The organism is Sulfuriferula thiophila (genome assembly GCF_003864975.1).
Taxonomy (GTDB): Bacteria; Pseudomonadota; Gammaproteobacteria; order Burkholderiales; family Sulfuriferulaceae; genus Sulfuriferula; species Sulfuriferula thiophila.
In genome coordinates this window covers 1-22,121 of record NZ_BHGL01000016.1, presented here as the reverse complement: position 1 = coordinate 22,121, position 22,121 = coordinate 1, and the positions used below count along the sequence as shown (strand labels likewise).

Here is a 22,121-nt window from a genome sequence, read left to right as displayed (position 1 = left end):
GCGACCGGCACCTATACCGTGTTTGTTGACCCGAACTACGCCGTGACAGCCAGCATGCAAGTCACTGTGGATCCGGGTATCGCATTGGTGGCGGACGGCGCATCGCCCATCGTCACGCTGAACACGACAGGTCAGTCTGGCCGCCTGATCTTCAATGCCACGGAGGGCCAGAATTTGGGTCTGGGCATCACCGGGCTGACATTGACACCGACGGGTTCGAGCTTTGCTTATGTGACTGTTTACAAACCGGACGGTACGGCGTTGTTGGGTACGAGCTGCTCTACATCTTCCACAGCCAGTGGCGGTTGCGGATTCAACCTGAGCAACGTACCGGTCACTGGCACTTATAGCATCGTGGTTACACCTTACGTCGGTGGCACTGGCAGCTTCACGGCGACCCTGTCGACGGACGCGACGGGCACATTGACATCGGGCACGGCGTACAACCTGAACCTGACCCGCGCAGGACAGAACGGACGCCTGACGTTTAGTGGCACGGCAGCAACGAATCGCACAATTACTATGACATCAATAATTAGTAACCCCGCAAGCCAGACCGTATATTTTTATATTTACAAGCCTGATGGTTCACTTTGGACATCTGCAGGGACATCGGGTAGTACTTATACATGGAATCTCACCAGTTTACCTGCTACGGGTAACTACACCTTATATGTAGATCCATATTATGGGCAAACGGAAACTATGAGCATTACATTAAGCCCATAAAGTGGTAATTGTTTGATGAACAACCATAAATTATTAGACCAATACCGTGGGCAGCATCATGTTGCCCACAAGGGAAAGGAAGCTGTTGCTATGCACGGAATAACACGCACCCACGGACGAGCTGTATGGATAAGCCTGTTGCTGAGTTTATTTGTATTGATGACGAGCCTGGCCCACGCCACCCAACCCGCCAACGCCACAGCCACCTTACTCCCCAGCGGCCAGTACCTCGAATCCGGCGGCAGCGACAGCAAAGGCAGTGTGGTCGACAGCCTGTTCCTGTATGACGCCACCACCCAGCAGACCACCACCCTGAGCTTCAAACTCGCCGTTCCCCGCACTGGCCACACCGCCACCGTACTCCCTGATGGCACCGTACTCATCCTTGGCGGGCTAGGGCAGGATGGCTACCCCGTCGCCGCTGCAGAAATCATCGACGTATCAGCACAACAAACCCAGCTCATCAGCAGCCCCGGCCTCATCGCCCGCAGCCAGCACCGCGCTACCTTACTCACCGACGGTAAAATCCTCATCACTGGTGGCCTGTCCGCCACAGGTGCAGCCATACCAGAAGCCGAACTATGGAACCCACGCACCCGCACGGCCGAAACCCTGCATGCCAACCTCATCACCGCACGCTATAACCACCTGGCTCAACTCCTCGCCGCATCCCCTGTCCTTATTCAGGGCGGCCAGGACGCCAATGGTAAAACCCTCACCAGCAGCGAACAATACGACGCCACAGCACAGCGCTTCAACACCGCCGACGGCGTCACCGTACCCGACACCCAGGCACTCCCTGCCGTCGCAGAAATCATCCCCCCAGCCGACGGCTTTGACGTCGCCGTAGACGGCTGGATCGTCGTACGCTTTAACAAAGCCTTAAAAATAGATACCCTCAACACCGCCACCGTCACCCTGCTGGGACCCAATGGCCTCACCCCAGTCAAAGTCGTCCCCACCGAAGCTGGCATGCTGCTATTTGTATCACCTGACCAAGCGCTATTGCCTGCTAGTCAATACACCCTGTTTATCAACGGTGCCACAGACAGCCTGGGTAACCCACTACCCTTTACCGCATCCAGCTTTAAAACAGCCAGCTTGACTACTGACACCAACAACACATCAACCTCAAGCAGCGCGAACAACTCAACGGCCACTACGACCAGCCAAACTGACGCTACTAATACCACAAATCCGTCCGAAACAACGAGCACAACCGCTGCAGACGCAGATGAAGAATGGATGCCTACAGCCCAGAATTACAAAGGTCAATGGATGAGCAATCGCGCTCATCTGGCTGAACTCAGCCCTCCTCATCGTCCAGAGCTTGCACTGGAACGTCGCCGTGCAGCAGCGTATGCCCATCCTGATAAGAAAAGCGAGAAATTAGCTGCGCAACTAAAACAGGAACTTCTGTCACTGACGCAAACGGGTATCACCTCATACAGTGGTCAAATACTGCGACTTAATGGGCGTCCATTAGCTGGCGTTACCCTAACTATAGGTACTGTAACAACCCAGAGTGATGACAATGGTGAATTTCTGTTATCAGGTATCCCCGCAGGTACCCAGGTACTGGTAATTGAGGGGAGTAGTGCCAATCAGGGCAATCGTCGCTATGGTCGTTATGAATACTCAGTAGATCTGAAGGCGGGTGAGATTACCCCAATGAGTCAACCTATCTGGATGACTATGCTTGATACCAAAAACACCTTCAAGATAGCCTCACCTACGGTACAGGAAACCGTCATTACCAACCCCAAATTACCAGGGGTGGAACTGCGTATACCTGCCGGTAGCGTAATACGTGATGCAAAAGGCAACATTGCCACTGAAGTCAGCATCACCCCAGTACCTTCAGACCAGCTGCCATTCCCCATGCCTTATGGTGAATTACCAGTTTACTTCACCATCCAGCCGGGTGGTGCAGTTATCCAGTCGGCAACAGGAAAACCACTCGCTGCCAAACTGATCTACCCCAACTACAGTACGCAGCCCCGCGGCGCACGTTTCACCCTGTTTGGTTACGATCCTTACGGACGTGGCTGGTACAGCTACGGCATCGGTAAAGTCAGTGATGACGGCAAATTCATTAAAGGTGATAGCGACTTTCTAATTTACCAGTTTAAGGCAGCAGGTGCTGCATCCAATGGCGCAACGCCACCCGCCAAAGCCCCAAAAAACTGCCCTGATTGCACTTGTGACACCCCCAAAGGCGGAAAAGCACTTGACCCAGTGAGCTGTCAAGACGGGTTGTTTATAGAAAAAGGCACGGATCTGGTCATTAAAGACACCATGTCCCTCACGCTGGATCGCACTTACCGTAACGAAGATGCCAACCAGCGCGGATATGGGGTAGGAGCATCTGATCTATATGATATGTATTTGTATTTTGAGGGGTTGTCGGGTCATACCGCGACAGCGATAGATCTTGTCTTGCCTAACGGCGGTAAAATTCCATTCAATCCGACAGGTAGCAGTATTGACTATTCCAGTACCAGCACTGTTTACCAGTCGAATGTGCCCGGGCAATTCTATAAAGCTACCATTGTCAGCTCCGGCGGATACTATACAGATTTTTATTTGACTATGCTGGATGGCACGCGCTACTCATTCTCCTATAGCGCACCGCGTCTTAAATGGATGCAGGACCGTAATGGCAACCGTACTGCTATTACTCGCGACACAACAACTAATGCACGCATTACCCGTATCACCAGCCCCAACGGTCGTTATATAGATTTGGAATACACCGCAGCCAGCTGCACCACGTGCATCACCAAAGCCACCGACTACACGGGTCGTGCAGTCAGTTATAGCTACGACAGCTACGGTCACCTGATGACCGTGACCAATCCTGAAGGCGGCGTCACCAGCTATACCTATGACAACACCACCCATCGCATGCTCACCGTCAAAGACCCGCGTAACAATACCGGTGAAATTACAGCGCCCAAAGTTACTAACGTCTATTACAGCAGCACCGACGGTGTCAACCTCGATGGTCGCGTTAAAAACCAAACCTATGCAGATGGCTCAACAGGCAGCTTAACTTATACGTTTGATACCAACGGCAACAATATCCAGACCGACATTACCCACGAACGTGGCGACGTGCGCCGACTTGAATACAACACCGACGGTTTCATCACTCGTGAAACCCTAGCAGTAGGCAAGCCAGAGCAACAAGTCACCACAAATGTCTGGGATGCCACTACCAAATTGCTTACCAGCAGCACCGACGCACTGGGTCGCACCACCGCCTACACGTATGACGCCAAAGGTAACACCACGTCGGTCACAGCTATGCAAGGCACGGCAGAGGAAACCACCTGGAGCTACGCCTATGAGCCTGCCTACAACCAGGTCACCCTCAGCACCGATCCACTCGGTCGCCAGATCGCCTACACCTATGACAGCCTGGGCAACCTTACCGACGTTAAAAACCTCGGCAACAACACCCATGTCAGCATGACCTACAACAGCGCAGGGCAGGTGCTCACCCAGAGCACCTACAATGGCAGCACTCCACTTACCAGCAGCTACACCTATGACGGCGGCGACCTCGTTGCCGTCACCAACCCGCTGGGACAAAGCGTGCAATACTTCACCGACAACCTTGGTCGCGTAGCTGCCGTCACCGATCCATTGAACAACGTCACCTTTATCGACTACGACAACCTAGATCGCGTCAAGAAGACCACCGATCCGCTCAGTCATGTCACCCAGTACAGCTACGACCCCGACAGCAACCTCAAAACCCTGACCGACGCCAACGCGCACACCACCAGCTATACTTATGACAGCCGCAATCGCGTCCTCACCACCACCGACCCGCAGGCCAAAGTCGAGAGCTACGCCTACGACGCAGGCGGCAACCGTATCCGTACCACCGACCGCAAAGGCCAAGTCACCGGCGCCAGCTACGACTACCTCAACCGCGCCACCCAGATAGGCTACGGCGCCACCAGCGCCAGCCCCACTGCCTACACCCGTACCGTCGCCTACACCTGGGACGCCGGCAACCGCCTCCTGCAAACCAACGACAGCCAGGCCGGCCTCATCCAGACCAGCTATAACGGCTACGATCGCACCACCCGCGAAACCAGCACTACCGGACAAATCGACTACAGCTACTACGCCAACGGCCTCAGAAAAACCCAGACCGTCCTCAACCAGACCCCGGTCAGCTACAGCTTTGATAACGGCAACCGTCTCACCGCCATCACCCAAGGCACCAACACCGTCAGCTTCACCTATGACGACGCCAACCGACGTACCAGCCTAACCTTGCCCAACGGCGTCACCCAGAGCTACACCTATGACAACGCCAGCCAGCTAACGGGCATCACCTACACCAAAGGCAGCACCACCCTAGGCAACCTCACCTACGCCTACGACGCAGCAGGTCATCGTACCCAAATGGGCGGCACCCTGGCCAAAGCCAACCTCCCACAAAACATGACCGCGAGCTACGACGCCGCCAACCACATCAGCCAATTCAACAGCACCGCCTACAGCTATGACGCCAACGGCAACCTGATAACCGACGGCCAGCGCAACTACACCTGGGATACCGCCAACCGCCTGATCCAAATCAGCGGCAGCAGCATCGCCAGCTTCCAGTACGACCCGTATAACCGCCGCACCAGTAAAACCATCAACGGCAACCAGACTGGCTACCTCTACGACGGCATCAACCCCGTACAGGAACTGGCAGGCAGCACCCCGATAGCCAACCTGCTGAGCGGCGGGGTAGATGAACACTTTGCCCGCACCACCAGCAATGGTACACAGAGCTATATGACCGATGCACTGGGTTCCACCCTCGCACTCACCGACACCACAGGCACAGTCAACACCCAGTACAGCTATGAAGCCTACGGCAACACCACCCAGAGCGGCACCGTCAGTGACAACGCCTACCAGTACACCGGACGGGAGAATGATGGCACAGGGCTGTACTACTACCGCGCACGGTATTATGATACCCAGACCAGTCGCTTCATCTCACAGGATCCTATTGGGTTTGGGGGTGGGGTTAATCAGTTTGGGTATGTGGAGGGGGATCCGGTTTCGTTTGTGGATCCGTTGGGGGAAGCTCCTTTATTATTTGATTTGGCGAAGCTTGGATATTCAGTTGCTAAATCGTGTCTTCGCCAAGCGCCAAAGAAAGTTGCTAGTGGTGTAGGGCGAGCAAAAAACAAAGTAAGACCAGATGAAAATGCAGTTGGACCTCATTCAACATATAAAACTGATGCTAATGGTAAAACTACAAATTATGCAACTTATGATCCAAATCCACTCAATCCGACAGGATATCAGGAAACTAAACGCGTGGATGTTACTGGCATTCCACATACTAATCCCGACAATACCATTGTGCCAACGCCGCATGTTTCAGAAGCTGGTACACGTTATGTGCGACCAGCAAACCCGGATGAATTGCCATGAATAATAAATTAATTAAAACAGACGATGTTTTTCAGCGGCTTGAGAATTGGTATTTAGGGGAATGTAATGAAGATTGGGAACATTCGTTTGGAGTAACTATCCAATCGTCAGATAATCCAGGTTGGATTGTACAAATTGATTTAATTGAAACTGTTTGGGAAAACATTCAAATTCCACTTCGATCAGATTTGCGAACTGAAAAGGATTGGATTCACATTCAAGTCAAAGATGGTAAATTCACTGGATCCGGTGGTGCTCAAAATCTCACTGAAATTATTAATGAGTTCCTTGTAATCGTTGCGGAAAAAACACGGGGAAACCATGAGTGTTGACGGTGAGTTCAAGTCACAAGTGTACAGTCTTAGTAGAAACAACGGGGACAGGTCTAGCTTTTAGCCTAACAAAGCCGACCTCCCTCAAAACACGCCACAGGGACAGGTCTAGCTTTTAGCCTAGCCAAAGTCAACCTCCCACAAAACATGACCGCGAGCTACGACGTCGCCAACCACATCGCCCAGTTAAACAGCACCACCTACCATCAAACACGGTTAAAGCGCCACGCAGTGGTGGGTGTGCGGCGAAGCCCACGGTTTTTAAGTGAGTGCGCAGCACGATTAACCTCGTAGAGCAGGTTGTTTTCCCCCACGCGAAATTCAGGGTCAGGTCTAGCTTTGTAGCATAATTTCGAAAGCTACGGGGACGGGTCTAGCTTTTAGTCTAACAAAGCCAACCTCCCGCAAAACATGACCGCGAGCTACGACGCCAACGGCAACCTGTTAACCGACGGCCAGCGCAACTACACCTGGGATCCGCCAACGAAATTCAGGGTCAGGTCTAGCTTTGTAGCATAATTTCGAAAGCTACGGGGACGGGTCTAGCTTTTAGTCTAACAAAGCCAACCTCCCACAAAACATGACCGCGAGCTACGACGCTGCCAACCACATCGCCCAGTTTAACAACACCGTTTACAGCTATGACGCTAACGGCAACCTGTTAACCGACGGCCAACGCAACTACACCTGGGATCCCGCCAACCGCCTCACCCAGATCAGTGGCAGCAGCATCGTCAGTTTCCAGTACGACCCGTACAACCGCCGCACCAGCAAAACCATCAACGGCAACCAGACCGGCTACCTGTATGACGGCATCAACCCCGTCCAGGAACTCGCAGGCAGCACGCCTATGGCCAACCTGCTCAGCGGCGGGGTGGATGAACACTTTGCCCGCACCACCAGCAACGGCACAGAAGCGAAGGGTCAGGCCTTACATTTCACATTCTTAAATAAATTTATAAATAAATTCAATGATTTGTAAGAAATGTGCTGAGGTATTTTAGTTGTTTGCTATGGATTTAAACCTCAACAGTTTGCCTCTCGGCGACTTCCTTGGTTTATATAAACTTACATCAACCCCGTCCAGGAACTGGCAGGCAGCACGCCGGTGGCCAACCTGCTGAGCGGCGACGTTGACGAATACTTTGCCCGCACTACCAGTAACGGCACACAAAGTTATATGACCGATGCACTGGGTTCTACACTGGCACTCACTGACGCCACAGGCACAGTCAACACCCAGTACAGTTATGAAGCCTACGGCAACACCACACAGAGCGGCACAGTTAGCGACAACGCCTACCAGTACACTGGACGGGAGAATGACGGCACCGGGCTGTACTACTACCGGGCACGGTATTATGATACGCAGACCAGCCGCTTTATCTCACAGGATCCTATTGGGTTTGGGGGTGGGGTGAATCAGTATACCTATGTGAACGGCAACCCGGTTAGTTTGGTAGATCCGTTGGGGTTGGCAGGGGCAGATCCAGAACCAGGGTTAGAACCTATCTGTGTGGAATGTATAATTCCTGCTATTCGAGGTGTGGCTAAAGCAGCTAGTGTTATTTCGAAGGTTTGTAAACGTAAACCCCAATCGAAGTACCCGCCAAATAGAGGATTTTCTGGGAAACCAGAAACAGTTACACTGCCATCAGGCACCTTGTTGGATAGATATGGTTCTCCCAATGGTACATTTGCCTCGCCAGCAGGTACCCCATTCTCAGCGCGGTCATTGCCAGAAAGCTCTGCTAATGCTCCATTAACTACATATCAGGTTGTGGAGCCAATTGAGGTTCAAGCAGGAACTGCTGCACCTTGGTTTGGGCAGCCTGGAGGAGGTGTGCAGTATGAATTGCCAAATACGATTCAACAATTGTTGGACTCAGGGCAGCTAAAATAGGGGGACTCTTGAAATACTATCTAAATCCAGATTTAAATGAAGGTTATCCGGCAGGTAAAAATATTTTTTATGAATGTGGTCGGTGTGGATTCGTTGTGCCAAGCGAACCTAAAGATAGCCTTTGCTGCTCTTGCGCCAATATATGTATAGATATTGACGCAGGGAGAGTTTCAGTGAAAGATTTTTCGTTATTTAAAATATTTAAAGACACGAAGCCACGGGGACAGGTCTAGCTTTTAGCATGTCAAAAGCCGACCTCCCGCAAAACATGACCGCGAGCTACGACGCCGCCAACCACATCAGCCAATTCAACAGCACCGCCTACAGCTATGACACCAACGGCAACCTGTTAACCGACGGCCAGCGCAACTACACCTGGGACCCAGCCAACCGCCTCACCCAGATCAGCGGTAGCAGCATCGCCAGCTTCCAGTACGACCCGTACAACCGCCGAACATCGGGGTCAGGTCTAGATTCGTAGCATAATTTCTACTAGAATTGCTAAACATTAATTCTATGTTGAGGTGATTTTCCTTGTCTCGTCCAATCCGAATAGAATTTGCTGGTGCGTTATATCATGTGACCGCGCGTGGTGACCGGCGCGAAAATATCTATGACGACGATCAGGACAGGCAGCTGTTTTTGTCTGTGTTGGCAGAGGTTATTGATCAATATAACTGGGTATGCCATGCCTGGTGCCTGATGGATAACCATTACCATCTGTTGATAGAAACTCCAGACGGGAATTTATCCAAGGGTATGCGTCAGCTCAATGGGGTCTATACCCAAGCCAGTAATAGACGGCATGGACGGGTAGGGCATCTGTTTCAGGGACGGTTCAAGGGTATTTTGGTGGATAGCGATACTTATTTACTGGAATTGGCACGCTATATCGTATTGAATCCGGTCCGGGCACGAATGGTAAAAGCCCCTGCTGATTGGCAATGGAGCAGTTATAAGGAAAGTGCAGGGTTAACTCCCGCGTTGCCATGGATGGCAACCGATGGTGTGTTGGCACAATTCGGGCGGCAGCGCGGTGAAGCACAGGAGTGTTATGTAAGATTCGTTGCCGAAGGCATCAATGCAGCTTCACCATGGCCGAATCTAAAGGGACAGGTCTTCCTTGGCGATGAACAGTTTATGCTGCGAATGCAGGCGCTGCTGGAGTCGAACAAGCATGATGTGCAAATACCACAAGCTCAACGTCGCCCGCCACCGCCTGCATTGGCGGAGATAGCGGCGCAAAGCAGCAGGCGTGATGAGGCTATCGTGGCGGCTTATAAAACGGGTGGTTACAGCTATCAGGCGTTGGCGGATCATTTTGGGTTACATTTTACCACTGTGGGTAGAATCGTGAGGCGTGCCAAATGAGCATCTTGCCTGCATATGCCAGAAATCATTTCAGCGCGGGAAGCCCCTGAACAGGCAATCCCAGCGGCGTTTGGATCACGTAAACAAATTTCCAGTCGGAGTAATGTTGTGCTCCAGCAAAAGCCAAATTGTTTTTATCGAAATTCCCCTGTTTTATCGGCGTATCTTCTGACAGGCTGTACACGCCCATAATGCTATTACCCGGCCCGGCAACCAATCCCCAGGTTTTGCTGTTGGTTATCGGGTCGCGGAACAATTTGCGCAGGTAACGTTGCGGTACGAGCTGGCGGTTATCCTGTAGCAGGTTTTCTAGAGACTTGGGGAATTGCTTGCCGCCACCCGGGGATCTTTCATAATAAAGCGTAATAGCCTGACGATACTGATTGCCTATGTAGAGTAGTTCACGTTCTTTTTCTCGCTGTTGGGAGACATGCCAAAGACTCCCTGCCGCTGCAAGCGCGATGCCCATAATGGCGATTGCAAACAGAATGGCCAGATAAGTAAAGCCTTTGTTGAGGTGAACTGGACGAGAATTCTGCATTGTTACCATGTGCTATAGGGGGTGCCGTTGCTGCCATTGCCAACGGCGCCGCTGTGGATATCATAAACACCTTCTTTGGCAGTGTTATCTGTTGATGGTGTGGCTTTGGGTGTGTCAGCGGGTGGCGGGGTGGTTACCCAAGTGGTTGGGCTGTCCGTGATAGGGTCGGGGGGGATTTTGCGCAGGTATTTTTGATCCACCAAATCATCCAGCGTGTCCGGGTAGTGAGCATTGTCGCCGTAATACTTGTCGATGGCGTCGCGCATGATTTCAAGGTCTTGCAGCAGTATGGCTTCCTTGGATTTGTCCAAACTATGAAAATATCGTGGGACAGCAATGCTTAGCAATGTAGCAATAATTGCCATCACTACCAATAGCTCGATTAGGGTAAATCCGTTTTGTGGTTTACGCATAGTTATTACCAATCGCGATAAGCGCTACCGTTAAGCGCGGTGCCAGGCGCCGATGAATAGATGTCATACACGTCTTCGCCTGCTTGCGGATCATCGGCGCTGCTGCTATAGCTGCGCTTGCCCCAGGTAGCTGCAGCACTGGTATGAGGATCGCTGGCAAAAGGATCGCGCGGGATGCGTCGTAGAAAGTAGATTTTGTCTTTCGTTGGGCTCTTGGCATCTTCTACACCTTCTACCAAGCTATCCAGTGTTTTTGGATAGCCAGTATCTGTAGCCGATTTGGTGATGTGGCCCTCATCAACGGCTTTCTTGTACGCGTCTATGCCATCGCGAATTTGTCGTAACGCGTGGTGTAATTCTTGTTCCTTGTTGCGCTGTACAGTCACTTTTGTCAGCGGCATTGCCACCGTGGCAAGCAACGCAACAATTGCCACGGTAATGATCAGTTCGATGAGAGTGAAGCCAGTCTGGCGGGGTGATTTCATTTAGGGTGAAACCGTCGCCGCTGGAGGAAGTGACTCGCTCGATGGCGTGCTGGTGACGGGTGCATCCAATGTGGTTTGACTGACCGAATTTGTCTGGATAACGCCTGCCTTTTCAGGAATGGATGAAGGTGGGGTAATGGGGGGTGGTGCCGTTTGTGGAGCTGGTGTAGCGCTCGGAGCAGCCAGCGGCTGAAACGCAGGTTGTGGTACTGGCTGGGTTTGCGGTGAAATAGTGGCAGGCTGTTGTGTAGGTGGGGTCAACTGCGGGTTATCAATTTTGGGTAATGGTGTGGACAGTGTCGGCGTGAGTCTCAACGATGGCGCGCCGATCGTGGTGTCCGTACCTGAAGTGAATTCCGTAATCTCTGCATCAGGTTTGACCAGATTGCGCACGATATGCGGTGTGATCAGCAGAATGATTTCGGTTTTGGTCTTTTCATCATGGTGCGTGGAGAATAGTCTGCCCAGTAAAGGAATTTCTCCCAGGCCCGGGATTTTGTTGGCACTGGCGCGATCCTCATCGTTAATCAGGCCTGCTAGGGCTTGGGTTTCGCCATCTTTGAGGCGGAGTACCGTGGCAGCGTTGCGGGTGCCCACTTGATATGTCAGCGAACCGTTGGCCCCTTGTATTTCGCGGACGATGTTGCTCACCTCTAGGCCAACTTTCATGCCAACTTCGTTATCCAGATAAATATTGGGCTCTACGTCCAGCTTAAGTCCGATATCAAGGTAGCTGACCGATTGGGAAAGACCGACATTCATTGTGCTGGTGGTGGTGATGACGGGCACTTTTTCACCAATATGAATCTTGGCTTTTTCCCGATTGCGTACACGTATGCGTGGATTAGCCAGCAGACTGGTATCGCTGTTTTCTTTCCTTAAATTAAGCGCGGGATTGGAAATGCCGATCGAACTGGTGGTTAATCCAGCCAGATTAGCCAGGGTGAGCGGGGCGTTGGTCGACGTGGTGTTAACTACGAGCGTGCCGCTGGCGGACGACGTTGTGGTAGCGGGCAATGTGCTCGGGTTAAGTACAGTAAACTGATTGGGGTATTGAATGCCAAGCTCGCTGAGTTTGGAGCGCTTTACTTCCAATATTTCTACGTCCAGAATAACTTCCGGTTCTGCCATATCCTGCGCAGCTATCAATTTTTCAGCGAGTCGGATCACTTCTGGTGTATCGCGCATCATCAGCAAGTTGAGCTTTTCATCGATGAAAATATCCCGGGTCTTGAGCATGGTTTTGATCATGTTCATAGTCTGTTTTACATCTGCGTTGGCAAGATAAAAGCTTTTGACCGTCAGTTCCTGATAATCCTTGAGTTTGGCTGGTGTGTTGGGATAGATCAGGATAGTATTTTCATTCAGTACACGTTTTTCCAGCTGATTGGTCACCAGCAGCAGGTTGATGGCTTCCTCAATGGTCGTATTTTTGACGTACAAAGTGGATTTCAGGTTGGGGCTTACATCCTTATCGAAAATGAAATTGATGTTGGCCGTTCGTGAGATGACTTCGAAGATGGAGCGCATGTTGGCGTCACGAAATTCCAGGGTAATGGGCTTCTTGATGGTGGATTTTAGCGAGTTGGCTGTGGTGCTGGTTTGAGTTTGTTTATCCCTGACTCTTTGTTGCAATGCCTTGGCATCAATCTGATTGGGGTTGTCATTCAGGATGGGTTGCAATAGGCTCAGTGCAGCATCAAAATTGCCGGCTTCGAAGTATTTTTTAGCTTTGGCAATCGCGCTATTCTGCGTTTGGATATTTTTTATATGTGTTAAACCATCGCTGGCGCGTTGGTTAGCGGGTTCGATTTTAAGCACACGCTGATAAGTCGCTTCCGCATCATTATAATTGCCGGCCATTACCAGACTATCCGCCTGCCCCAGCAGGTAATAAATCTGCATTTCGCGCTGACGATGCAGGCTGGTGCGGTATTCCAGATTGTTGGGCTCCGCTTTGGTGGCCGCTTCCAGTTGCGCCAGACCTTCCTCGATGTTGCCATTGCGCAACTGCTGGTTGCCTTCCCGATAAGCTTTTTCTCCTGCGCAGCCGGCTAATTGCGTCATAACAATGATGAGCGCTAGTCCACAGAGTCTATTTATTTTCAGCTTCAATGCGAATCTCCAATGGGCATGCTTTGCTTGATATTAAGCGGTAGATAGGTCAGGGTGAGGGCGGATGCCATAACAGTATCCACGCGATAAGTGCCGTCGATCACATCGCCTGTTTTGATTACGTAATTACGATCCTGTTTGGATAGAAACACCGTAATCGCACCGTCTTCTACTAGCTTGCCGATATAGGTAAACGGCAAGGGTGGCGCAGCGGGCGGAGGGGGTGGGGCTGGCTTAGGTGGAGGCGGCGGCACATACCAGGATTTGCTGGTAAACAGATCGACTATTTTTACTTTGCTGCCGGGTTGGGCACGTCCCAGTTTGGCCAGCTGAATGGCATCCGGCTCGGGCTTTTCTTCTCTGTGCCGTGATGGGGCGGGATGTTTGAACTCGGGAGCCGAGGTTGATGCATCATCATTTGACTCTGCTTGATTGACCCAGTTGACCGCAACCAGCGTCAGTAGCAGGGCTGTAGCGATGATGATCCAGCGAGTTTTTTGCGTCACGGCCATCAGTTATTTCCAAAAAACAACGTCAGTTTGATGCGAGCATCGAGCATGGCTGCGCTGATACTTTCCCGTTTGAAACTGATGTCATCCACAGCCGCAGCAGGTGCTTTTGCCAATATCTCATTGACGAAGTTGCGAATCTGCACATAAGAGCCCTTGATCGGCAAGGTCAGCTGATAGCGGGTAAGCTTGTTCTTCGGGTCGGCAATGTAGCGATATTCAGCCGTTTCCAGTACCAACCCCTGATGTTCGGCTGCTGCGTAGATGCGGGCCAGAACAGCGTTTCTATGATTGGTGGCAGGGAAGAACTGGTAAAATTTTGTCAATTGCGTTGCTGTGTCATTGCTTGCGCTGATGCCGCCTTGTACTAGAGCTTGGTGTGCATGTTGGCGTAACGACATTGATTCCTGTTGTAGCTCGGTGATGCGGGCACGCTCTGGCATCACCGCCGACAGATATATGGTCGCACTGAAAATCAGCAGGCTTAACCCGGTAATGCCCATCCATCCAGCCTGGCTTACCCAATGTTTGACTGTCCATATCCATAAATTCATGGTTGTAAGCCCCAGTTGGCGGTCAACGCAAAATGCACCGGCTTTTCCGGTATTTGCATATTGATTTCGTGATTGAGCAAGACCACGTCGGTTAAGGTTTTGCGCTTTTCTAATTGGGCAATATAGTTGAGCAAGGAGGTAAAGTCTTTTGCCTCTCCGTTTATTTTAACGCTACGCTTGGCTAAATTTGGTTGTATGGCCAGCAACGCGACCTTATCGTTATTGGAAGATTCCAATGCTTTGAACAACTCGCCCCAAGGTAATGCCAGTTGCACTAGTATTTCGTTCGCCTGTTTAGCCTCCTTGATCTGTTCCAGTGTGGGCTGGGTAGTTTCGGGTGTGTCGTTGCCATGTTTTATCTGTTGTTCAAGATGTCCTGCATTTTCCTCAGCCGCCGCCAGCCCTGATTCTACGGATCTGAATTGCAGCACCATGTAAATGGTTACAGCAATGCCCAACAGCAGTAAGGCCACCCCTGTTTTACTGGTCGAGGCGCCGGTCTTCTGATAATCGAGAGCAAGTCGCCGCATGTCAGTGTTCTCCCATTACCAAAGCGTATGTCTGGATGGGAAGACCGAAACGGGGTACGGGTTGCAGTTGCTGTATGACCCAGTCGTTATTGCGCGGCAGCACAAGCTGGGGGTGCTCCGGTGCCAGCAAAAATACTTGGGACGGTTGGTTTTTTATACCGGATAGACATAAATGCCGTTCCAATAGCACAGGAAGCTCAGCTGCAAGATTTTCGTTGCTGATCAAGTGGGTGCTGATAAGCTGCCATGATTGGCGTCCAAGTTGCGCGATGGTCAGTTTGTCATGCTCTACCAGCACGAACCAGGCGGATTCGTTCTGAAAAATGCGGCGGTATTGATTGAAAGCCGGCATCAAATAGGGTTGTACAGATCGCAGCCTTAATTTGTTCGTTACGCAAGCTTGCCTGATACCTTCGAGTAAGGTCTGATTGATGCCGCTGGCGAGTCTGGGCATGCCAATTGCTGTCTGACTGTGGTGCAATATCCAGTTGTTTGCAGCCGGGCCGAATACCTTGCTGAAACGGTGTTTCACGTAAGCATTTTGTTCCTGTTCGCCGTTGATTTCAGTATTCCACGGGATCAGCAGGTAGCGCACAAAATGATTGGACAAGGTCATTATCGCATCGGCATTTTGCCATTTTTCGCGGGATAGTAGTTTGGCGAGTGTATCCAGTGCGGCTTGCCACGTCTCGCCGGATGCAGGCGGGCACGGCTCGATGTGCTGCTCGCGGACATAGGGGCGCAATCCCTTGCCGATTCGGGCCAGAACAATGGCATGCGGGGATACGCCTATGCGCAGTTGGTCACGCCACAAAGGTAACACGGTTGACCTCCTGTAGTGTGGTTTCGCCTCTGGCTACCATGTCCAGCGCCGATTCGCGCAGGAAGCGCGTGCCGTTACGCCGCGCAGCTTCCTTGATGCGCCGGATCGGTTCGCGGGCGACAATCAGTTCGCGGATTTCGTCGTTCAAATTGAGTAATTCCGCGATGGCTTTGCGCCCTTTGAAACCTGATCCTCGGCATAGTCCGCAACCGCGTCCACTACGAAATAGGTAGAGCGATGCCGTTTCTGGTGTGAGCCCAGAATCGGCCAATAATTGCGGGTCTGGCTCATCAGCTGTCATGCAGTGGGGGCAATTAACGCGCACCAGGCGCTGCGCCAGTATGCCGTTCAGCGCGGACACAAAGCTGTATGGATCCACCTCCATATGCAGGAAGCGGCCGATGACGTCGAGGCTGCTGTTGGCATGCACGGTCGTGAATACCAGATGCCCGGTGAGCGCGGCTTGCACGGCAATCTGCGCGGTTTCCGGGTCGCGTATCTCGCCAACCATGATCTTGTCCGGGTCATGACGCAGGATAGAGCGCAAACCACGGGCAAACGTCAGTCCTTTTTTCTCATTCACCGGGATCTGCAATACCCCGGCGAGCTGGTACTCAACCGGGTCTTCAATGGTGATGATTTTATCCAGACCATGATTGATCTCGGAGATCGCGGCGTACAGGGTGGTGGTTTTGCCGCTACCGGTAGGCCCGGTCACCAGCACCATGCCATAAGGCTCATTGTAGAGTCGGCGCATTTGGGTGATGGTGGTTTCGTCCAGACCGAGGTAATCCAGGCGCAAGCCCTTGACCTGATCGGCCAATGCCTGCTTGTCCAGTATGCGCAGCACGGCATCTTCGCCAAAGATACTCGGCATGATGGAGACGCGGAAATCAATTTCCCGGCCCTGCATTGATATTTTGAAGCGGCCATCCTGCGGAATCCGGCGTTCGGCAATATCCAGTTCCGACATGACCTTGATCCGCGACAGGACCTGATCTGCCTGATCCAGTCCTTGTGCCGCGCCAATTGAGGACAACACGCCGTCTATACGATATTTGATAGCCAGTCCGTTATGTGTGGTTTCCAGATGAATATCGCTGGCGTTGATCTTGAGCGCGTCGTAAAGAGTGGAATGCACCAGCTTGACTATCGGGCTGGTGTCTTCGCTGATGGATTTGAGCGAGAGATTTTCTATGCCTGTGGTCGGGGTATTTTCCTGTTGCTCGCCGCCCAGCATTTTTTCCATGGCGTGTACGGATTCTTCATGGCGTGCCAGGTAAGCCGTAATATCACCATGCTGTGCCAATTGCCAGAAGAACGGCTGCGAGAATTGTTCAACCGCCCAGTTTTGCAGATCCTCGGAGAAAGGGTCGGAAAATACCAGTGTTAACTTGTTGTCCTGATCGCGAAAAGCAATGCATTCTTTTTGTAATGCCAGCGCAAACGGCAGCATATCGAAAGCTGCTGACCACTGGTGCAAATCCTGCATGCTGGCAACCGGATAGTGCAGGGTGCGTCCTAAACAGGCAACGAAATCCTGAGGCGATAGCACCAGTTTTTCTTCCAGTATGTCCAGCATACGGCGCTTACCCTGTGCAGCTCCCGCCCGCGCTTCGCGCAGCAAGGCGGCAGAAATACTGTGAACGCCTGCTTCAGCAGTTGCAGCAGTATCGGTATGCTGCCTCACTGTATGCTCCCCGCCAACTCAAATATAGGCATGTACATCAGCACCACTATCATCCCGATGATCATCCCGATGACTGTCATTAACAGCGGTTCGAACAATTTGGTAAACCATTCCACCCAGCGTGCCATTTCCTCATCGTAAAAAGCGGCAATGCGTTCCATCATCTCGCCCATGTTGCCGGTGCGTTCACCTACGCGCAACATGCGTAGCGAGACCGGCGTCGTTAGTGCGTATGCATCCATGGCGGCAGACAAGGGGCGGCCTTCGCGCACCACTGTAATGGCGTGTTGCAAGCTTGCACGCAGTGCAGGTGCTAACAGGCCCGTTACCATCTCCAGCGCGGTAATGGCAGGGATGCCGCCGCGCAACAGCATGCCTACGGTGCGGTAAAACCGTGCCAGTTGATAAACTTTCATGCGCTCGCCTATCACCGGAATCTGCCACAGTTGTTCACCCACCCAGCGTTTGGTGGCGGTGCGGGTCACCGCGTAAAACAGCAATGCGAGTGTACTTATGGCCCCGATTAGCATGCCACTGCCATGCGCTTCCAGCAGATGTCCCCATTTAATCAGCATTTGCGACATCCAAGGCAGGTCGCCCCCCATGTCTTCGTAGATATGGCTGAATTTCGGAACTACATAAACCATCAGGAACAGCGTTACCAACCCGCCCACCGCCATCAATACCACTGGGTAGATAGAAGCGTTCACCAGCTTCTTACGTACCACATCCAGTTGCGACTGGTAGGCTACATAACGTGTAATTGCTTCGCTCAGTCCCCCGGTCTTTTCGCTGGCGCGTACCGTGGAAACATACAGTGGCGGGAATGCTTCAGGGAATTGTTGCAAAGCCGCTGAAAACGTCTGACCTTCGTATAAGGTTTGAATTAGTCGGTCGAGCAGCTTGCGCGTTTCCGTGCGTTGCTCTTTTTCGGCAAGTGTTTCTACTGCTTCTACCAGATTAAGACCTGCATCCAGCAAAGCCAGTAATTCCTGACTGAATAACACCAGCGGAAAACGACCGCCACTGTTGGCAAAGAAGCCGGGTAGCGCCAGCTTTCGCTGAATGGTAAGAATAGTGAGACCCTGGCTTTCAGCCTGATGTCTGGCTTCGTTCTCGCTGGCAGCATCGAGCGACAGGGCAATCACGCTACCCTCATTCTGCAATGCCTTGATTTCATAACGCACGATGCTTACCAGTTGGTAATGTCGATGTTATCCCCGCTGCCGCCGGGTTGGCCATCTTTGCCGTAAGAGTACAGGTCATATTCACTGTGCTCGCCGGGCTGTTTGTACTGATAAGGTTTTCCCCAAGGGTCGAGTGGCACATTTTTCTGCATATACGGGCCTTCCCATTTTGGCTCGTTGGAAGGGCGCGCATTCAGCGCAGCCAGTCCCTGTTCTGTATTAGGATAGTGCCCGGTATCCAGGCGGTATTGGTCCAGTGCTTTGCCTAGTCCATCCAGTTGCGCCCGTGCGGATTTCACCTCGGATTTCCCGATTTGCGCAAAATACTTGGGCCCCACATAACCTGCCAGTAGACCAATGATGACCATGACGACCAATAATTCAAGCAGGGTAAAACCCGACATGTTGCTGCTACGTGAGTGTTTCAAGTGGAGCTCCCGCTTAGTTGGTTGTCGCAGTAATTCATGATTAATATCACGATTTTTATTTTTTATAATGATATCAGTGAAATATTATATTTTTAGTCGTTGTGTCGTAGACGCATTCAAAAATCATAAGATTGTGAACACCTTTAATCCGTTGTCATCCCATTTTTTTCACAAAAATTTAATTAAAAAAATTAATCGCTAGAAATTTATAATAATAATTTGGTGTATTATGCCGTAAGACAAACACCGTGTCTAAAATTACTGGATTGGTTTGTTGTTATTACGTAATCCGCTGTAATTTTTTAAAACTTTGGGGACGTAAAGCATAGTTTCGGTATAAGGGGGAATCTGGTTGCCATAGCGCATAACGGCGTTTTCGCCGGCGTTGTAGGCTGCCAGCGTCAAATTCAGATCATTGTTGAATAAACGCATCAAATCCCGTAAGTATTGCGCGCCTGCCTGAATATTCTGTGCCGGATCGTAAGCGTCGGAAATGCCGTAACGTTTAGCTGTGGCAGGCATTAACTGCATGAGCCCGATTGCCCCTTTAGGCGATTTGGCCAAAGGATTGTAGCCGGATTCTGCAGAGATTACGGCATGTAACAAAGCGGGCTCTAGCTGATAGGCTTTTGCTGCACTCGCCACCAGTGGCGCATAACGCTGCTGTTTTATGGGTTGAATGTGCGAAGCAAATGATGCAGGGGCAGCCTCGTTTGGGGGCGTTTTTAATACAGATCGATAACGTGGATCATCGGGAATGTTGCTGAAATGCAAACCGCCGTTTTCGTCTGTATAGCTGTAAATATCCGCCCAAGCCGTGTGGACGGCATAGGGTTGAATAATAAGCAGCAACAGAATAAGTGCACGGATAGGCATCATGATTGAGTGTGATGCTAAGGTAATAGTTTTACTGGTGCAACCATGTTCCCATTTTTTAATAAATAAATGGTAAATAAGAGACGATTAATGATATCCGTATTGATGTGCGTTAGATAAAAATCAAATGACAATTGAGTCTGGCGAATGGAACATATGCCTGATGATAATTTATAAATTGGTAATATTTTTGAGTCAGACTGGCGTAGTTATTTTCATTCTTTCTTAATAGAAGACTTTGATGATTTGATTATGATTGAAGATCGCTTAATTGAGAAATTATCGGAAGGAAATGAAGTTGATGGCCACGATATTGGTGCAGAAGAGATTAATATTTTTATTCGAACTGATAATACCAAAAAGACCTTCAGCGAAATAAAATCCATTCTTGGCGATGGAGTTTATTGGACTGATGTCCGAGTGGCATATCGTGAAGTTGCGAAAAGTGAATATATTATCCTTTGGCCACAGAGCTTAACTAAGTTTGCAGTGAAATAAAATGAAGTGAGAGAGTAGATGGAAATCTCTGGGACAGGTCTAGCTATGTAGCATTTCGCGAAGCGCGGTTATCAAAATTTGGATTTACTGATAATTTGAAATTTGTGGACAATGTTGAGTAGGTTACTGGGAGTAGAGTAGGGCGTATAGACTGTCAGACTTAATAAACAGCCTGCATTTGATAGGCATAAAAGTGAAAAGTTGGGGTAAAGCAATGAACAACATATTGAGTGGCGGGGATGAGCATATTTTGAATGATCGCGTGCAGGCGATACTGCTGTTTGCTTTGTCGTTATTTTTATTATGTATATCTAATGTTTCACAAGCCGTATGTATGTGCTCTGTTTACTCGAGTTCGGGTAGCTATTTTAACGGTTGTGTTCTGAGTTCTGGCGGGATATACCCATCAAATTCAATTTGTTCCAATAATATGGCCGATTATGCGTCATGGTGTGCTGCGGGTACTCCTCAGAATGGTTTGTTGTTTTATTGTGGTTTTTATTATGGCCTGCCTTGTTACCCGGTAGCGGGCCCCGATACTGATACTACATGTAATGCAGAGGTGCTCCCCCCCACCCCGATAAAAAATACAGGTGCTTCTGTTAGCAATACCCTTGGAGACGGTTCCTGTCCATTGTGTAACGGCAGCGACCCGATTAATGGGGCGACTGGTAACGAATTTCTGCAACAAATTGATTATGCTAGTGCTAATGGACAGTTGGCGTTTGAGCGAACCTATAACAGTGCACAAAGCATTTCATCAACCCCTTTGATCACCTCTGTGGGCATTGGTTGGCAACATACTTTTAATCGAGCGGTATATTTGGCAACAGCTACAACGGCCATCGTTACGCGCGCCGACGGGAAAGTGTATTCCTTTACTCTGATCAATGGCGTGTGGACGGCTGATGCGGACATTGTTGATTCCTTGGTGCAACTTACTGGTAGCAATACTAGTTGGCAATACACCACGGCAGATCATAGCGTTGAGCTTTACAATAACGGTGGTAAATTGCTCTCCATCACCAAGGTTAGTGGCTACGCTCAAACGCTCACATATAGTGACGGCACTGCTGGTGTTAATGGTGGCTACGTGATTAATTCTAATGGTACACCCACCACCACGGTTCTTCCTGTCGGTTTGTTGATTCAAGTAACAGACAGTGCCGGACACAGTCTGCAATTCGGCTATAATAATCTTAGCCAACTCGTCAAGATGGTCGATTCTGCTGGAGGTATGTATCTCTATGATTATAGCGGTAGCTGGAACCTTACTTCGGTTACATATCCTGACGGCAATACTCGTAGCTATGGCTATGGAAATACTAGTTTCCCTTATGCTTTAACTAGCCTGATCGACGAGAACGGCAATAAGTTTGCTTCTTGGTCTTATGATACCTATGGTCGGGCCATCTCCAGCCAAATGGCCGGAGATGTGGAGAAATACAGCTTTGCCTATACCACTGACAGTTCCGGCAATTCAGTTTCGACCATCATCACTGATCCGCTTAACACTTCTCGTATCTGGAATTTTACCACTGTCCTCGGCGTGACCAAGAATGCAACGGTGTCGCAACCCTGTTCTGTTTGCGGCAATATAGCAAAAGCCCTGAGCTACGACGCCAACGGCAACATCGCTTCACGCACCGACTTCAACGGCGTCGTCACCACCTATACCTA

General features: G+C 50.7%; 21 protein-coding genes. 9 read left to right on the top strand and 12 right to left on the bottom strand.

What is annotated here, in order from left to right:
- From EJE49_RS08130 to EJE49_RS08100, 7 genes are all read left to right on the top strand, one after another.
- Positions 1–729 (top strand): hypothetical protein (locus EJE49_RS08130; RefSeq protein ID WP_223246867.1); only part of this gene is annotated, 729 nt, incomplete at its 5' end.
- Between the two features lie 90 nt (positions 730–819).
- Positions 820–6,186 carry an RHS repeat-associated core domain-containing protein gene (locus tag EJE49_RS08125; protein ID WP_189941773.1) on the top strand — a complete coding sequence of 1,789 codons (5,367 nt, stop codon included), beginning with the start codon at positions 820–822 and terminating at the stop codon, positions 6,184–6,186.
- Positions 6,183–6,518 (top strand): immunity 53 family protein, encoded by a 336-nt coding sequence (locus EJE49_RS08120; protein WP_124949931.1) that lies wholly within the window; start codon positions 6,183–6,185, stop codon positions 6,516–6,518. The genes EJE49_RS08125 and EJE49_RS08120 overlap by 4 nt, the downstream gene beginning before the upstream one ends.
- A 580-nt stretch (positions 6,519–7,098) precedes the next feature.
- Positions 7,099–7,500, top strand: a complete 402-nt coding sequence (locus EJE49_RS08115) for a hypothetical protein (protein ID WP_124949929.1) — start codon at positions 7,099–7,101, stop codon at positions 7,498–7,500.
- 126 nt (positions 7,501–7,626) lie between these two features.
- A complete protein-coding gene (locus EJE49_RS08110) occupies positions 7,627–8,421 on the top strand; it encodes a glycohydrolase toxin TNT-related protein (protein ID WP_124949928.1) in 795 nt (264 codons plus the stop codon).
- Positions 8,422–8,662: 241 nt separating this feature from the next.
- Positions 8,663–8,902, top strand: coding sequence for a hypothetical protein (locus EJE49_RS08105; RefSeq protein ID WP_124949926.1), 240 nt, complete (start codon positions 8,663–8,665; stop codon positions 8,900–8,902).
- Positions 8,903–8,955: 53 nt separating this feature from the next.
- Positions 8,956–9,792, top strand: coding sequence for an REP-associated tyrosine transposase (locus tag EJE49_RS08100; protein WP_124949925.1), 837 nt, complete (start codon positions 8,956–8,958; stop codon positions 9,790–9,792).
- A gap of 25 nt (positions 9,793–9,817) precedes the next feature.
- Here the strand turns inward: EJE49_RS08100 and EJE49_RS08095 are convergent, their stop codons facing one another.
- From EJE49_RS08095 to EJE49_RS08040, 12 genes are all read right to left on the bottom strand, one after another.
- Positions 9,818–10,333: a type II secretion system protein gene (locus EJE49_RS08095; protein WP_124949923.1), complete on the bottom strand. Its 516-nt coding sequence runs from the start codon at positions 10,331–10,333 to the stop codon at positions 9,818–9,820.
- A gap of 2 nt (positions 10,334–10,335) precedes the next feature.
- Positions 10,336–10,746 carry a type II secretion system protein gene (locus EJE49_RS08090; protein WP_124949921.1) on the bottom strand — a complete coding sequence of 137 codons (411 nt, stop codon included), beginning with the start codon at positions 10,744–10,746 and terminating at the stop codon, positions 10,336–10,338.
- 5 nt (positions 10,747–10,751) lie between these two features.
- The gene (locus tag EJE49_RS08085) at positions 10,752–11,231 is read right to left on the bottom strand and encodes a type II secretion system protein (protein ID WP_124949919.1); all 480 of its coding nucleotides are present in this window, start codon (positions 11,229–11,231) and stop codon (positions 10,752–10,754) included.
- Positions 11,232–13,298, bottom strand: a complete 2,067-nt coding sequence (locus tag EJE49_RS08080; protein ID WP_124949917.1) for a secretin GspD/PilQ domain-containing protein — start codon at positions 13,296–13,298, stop codon at positions 11,232–11,234.
- Positions 13,299–13,342: 44 nt separating this feature from the next.
- On the bottom strand, positions 13,343–13,858 hold the full coding sequence (locus EJE49_RS08075) for a secretion system X translation initiation factor (RefSeq protein ID WP_189941771.1): 516 nt from the start codon (positions 13,856–13,858) through the stop codon (positions 13,343–13,345).
- Positions 13,858–14,409 (bottom strand): GspMb/PilO family protein, encoded by a 552-nt coding sequence (locus EJE49_RS08070; protein ID WP_124949914.1) that lies wholly within the window; start codon positions 14,407–14,409, stop codon positions 13,858–13,860. The genes EJE49_RS08075 and EJE49_RS08070 overlap by 1 nt, the downstream gene beginning before the upstream one ends.
- Entirely contained in the window at positions 14,406–14,939 is a 534-nt protein-coding gene (locus tag EJE49_RS08065) for a PilN domain-containing protein (protein WP_124949912.1), read from the bottom strand. The genes EJE49_RS08070 and EJE49_RS08065 overlap by 4 nt, the downstream gene beginning before the upstream one ends.
- Before the next feature lies 1 nt (position 14,940).
- Complete coding sequence (locus tag EJE49_RS08060) at positions 14,941–15,762, bottom strand: hypothetical protein (RefSeq protein ID WP_124949911.1); 822 nt, start codon at positions 15,760–15,762, stop codon at positions 14,941–14,943.
- The gene (locus tag EJE49_RS08055) at positions 15,743–17,452 is read right to left on the bottom strand and encodes a GspE/PulE family protein (protein WP_223246858.1); all 1,710 of its coding nucleotides are present in this window, start codon (positions 17,450–17,452) and stop codon (positions 15,743–15,745) included. Before EJE49_RS08055 ends, EJE49_RS08060 begins: the two co-directional genes overlap by 20 nt.
- Positions 17,449–18,639, bottom strand: a complete 1,191-nt coding sequence (locus EJE49_RS08050; RefSeq protein WP_124949909.1) for a type II secretion system F family protein — start codon at positions 18,637–18,639, stop codon at positions 17,449–17,451. The genes EJE49_RS08055 and EJE49_RS08050 overlap by 4 nt, the downstream gene beginning before the upstream one ends.
- 5 nt (positions 18,640–18,644) lie before the next feature.
- Complete coding sequence (gspG, locus tag EJE49_RS08045) at positions 18,645–19,043, bottom strand: type II secretion system major pseudopilin GspG (protein ID WP_124949934.1); 399 nt, start codon at positions 19,041–19,043, stop codon at positions 18,645–18,647.
- Between the two features lie 282 nt (positions 19,044–19,325).
- A complete protein-coding gene (locus EJE49_RS08040) occupies positions 19,326–19,946 on the bottom strand; it encodes a lytic transglycosylase domain-containing protein (protein ID WP_124949907.1) in 621 nt (206 codons plus the stop codon).
- Between the two features lie 249 nt (positions 19,947–20,195).
- On the opposite strand from EJE49_RS08040, the gene EJE49_RS08035 reads away from it, so the two are divergent.
- Both EJE49_RS08035 and EJE49_RS08030 read left to right on the top strand, forming a co-directional pair.
- Positions 20,196–20,441: an ABC transporter gene (locus EJE49_RS08035; protein ID WP_124949905.1), complete on the top strand. Its 246-nt coding sequence runs from the start codon at positions 20,196–20,198 to the stop codon at positions 20,439–20,441.
- Positions 20,442–20,655: 214 nt separating this feature from the next.
- The coding region (locus tag EJE49_RS08030) for a DUF6531 domain-containing protein (RefSeq protein ID WP_133313959.1) at positions 20,656–22,121 on the top strand (1,466 nt) is incomplete at its 3' end.

Coding starts and splice junctions, on each gene's coding strand:
- EJE49_RS08125 (WP_189941773.1), top strand. CDS start 820: ATGCACGGAATAACACGCACCCACGGACGAGCTGTATGGATAAGCCTG.
- EJE49_RS08120 (WP_124949931.1), top strand. CDS start 6,183: ATGAATAATAAATTAATTAAAACAGACGATGTTTTTCAGCGGCTTGAG.
- EJE49_RS08115 (WP_124949929.1), top strand. CDS start 7,099: ATGACCGCGAGCTACGACGCTGCCAACCACATCGCCCAGTTTAACAAC.
- EJE49_RS08105 (WP_124949926.1), top strand. CDS start 8,663: ATGTCAAAAGCCGACCTCCCGCAAAACATGACCGCGAGCTACGACGCC.
- EJE49_RS08095 (WP_124949923.1), bottom strand. CDS start 10,333: ATGCAGAATTCTCGTCCAGTTCACCTCAACAAAGGCTTTACTTATCTG.
- EJE49_RS08090 (WP_124949921.1), bottom strand. CDS start 10,746: ATGCGTAAACCACAAAACGGATTTACCCTAATCGAGCTATTGGTAGTG.
- EJE49_RS08085 (WP_124949919.1), bottom strand. CDS start 11,231: ATGAAATCACCCCGCCAGACTGGCTTCACTCTCATCGAACTGATCATT.
- EJE49_RS08080 (WP_124949917.1), bottom strand. CDS start 13,298: ATGACGCAATTAGCCGGCTGCGCAGGAGAAAAAGCTTATCGGGAAGGC.
- EJE49_RS08075 (WP_189941771.1), bottom strand. CDS start 13,858: ATGGCCGTGACGCAAAAAACTCGCTGGATCATCATCGCTACAGCCCTG.
- EJE49_RS08070 (WP_124949914.1), bottom strand. CDS start 14,409: ATGAATTTATGGATATGGACAGTCAAACATTGGGTAAGCCAGGCTGGA.
- EJE49_RS08065 (WP_124949912.1), bottom strand. CDS start 14,939: ATGCGGCGACTTGCTCTCGATTATCAGAAGACCGGCGCCTCGACCAGT.
- gspG (WP_124949934.1), bottom strand. CDS start 19,043: ATGTCGGGTTTTACCCTGCTTGAATTATTGGTCGTCATGGTCATCATT.
- EJE49_RS08040 (WP_124949907.1), bottom strand. CDS start 19,946: ATGATGCCTATCCGTGCACTTATTCTGTTGCTGCTTATTATTCAACCC.
- EJE49_RS08035 (WP_124949905.1), top strand. CDS start 20,196: ATGATTGAAGATCGCTTAATTGAGAAATTATCGGAAGGAAATGAAGTT.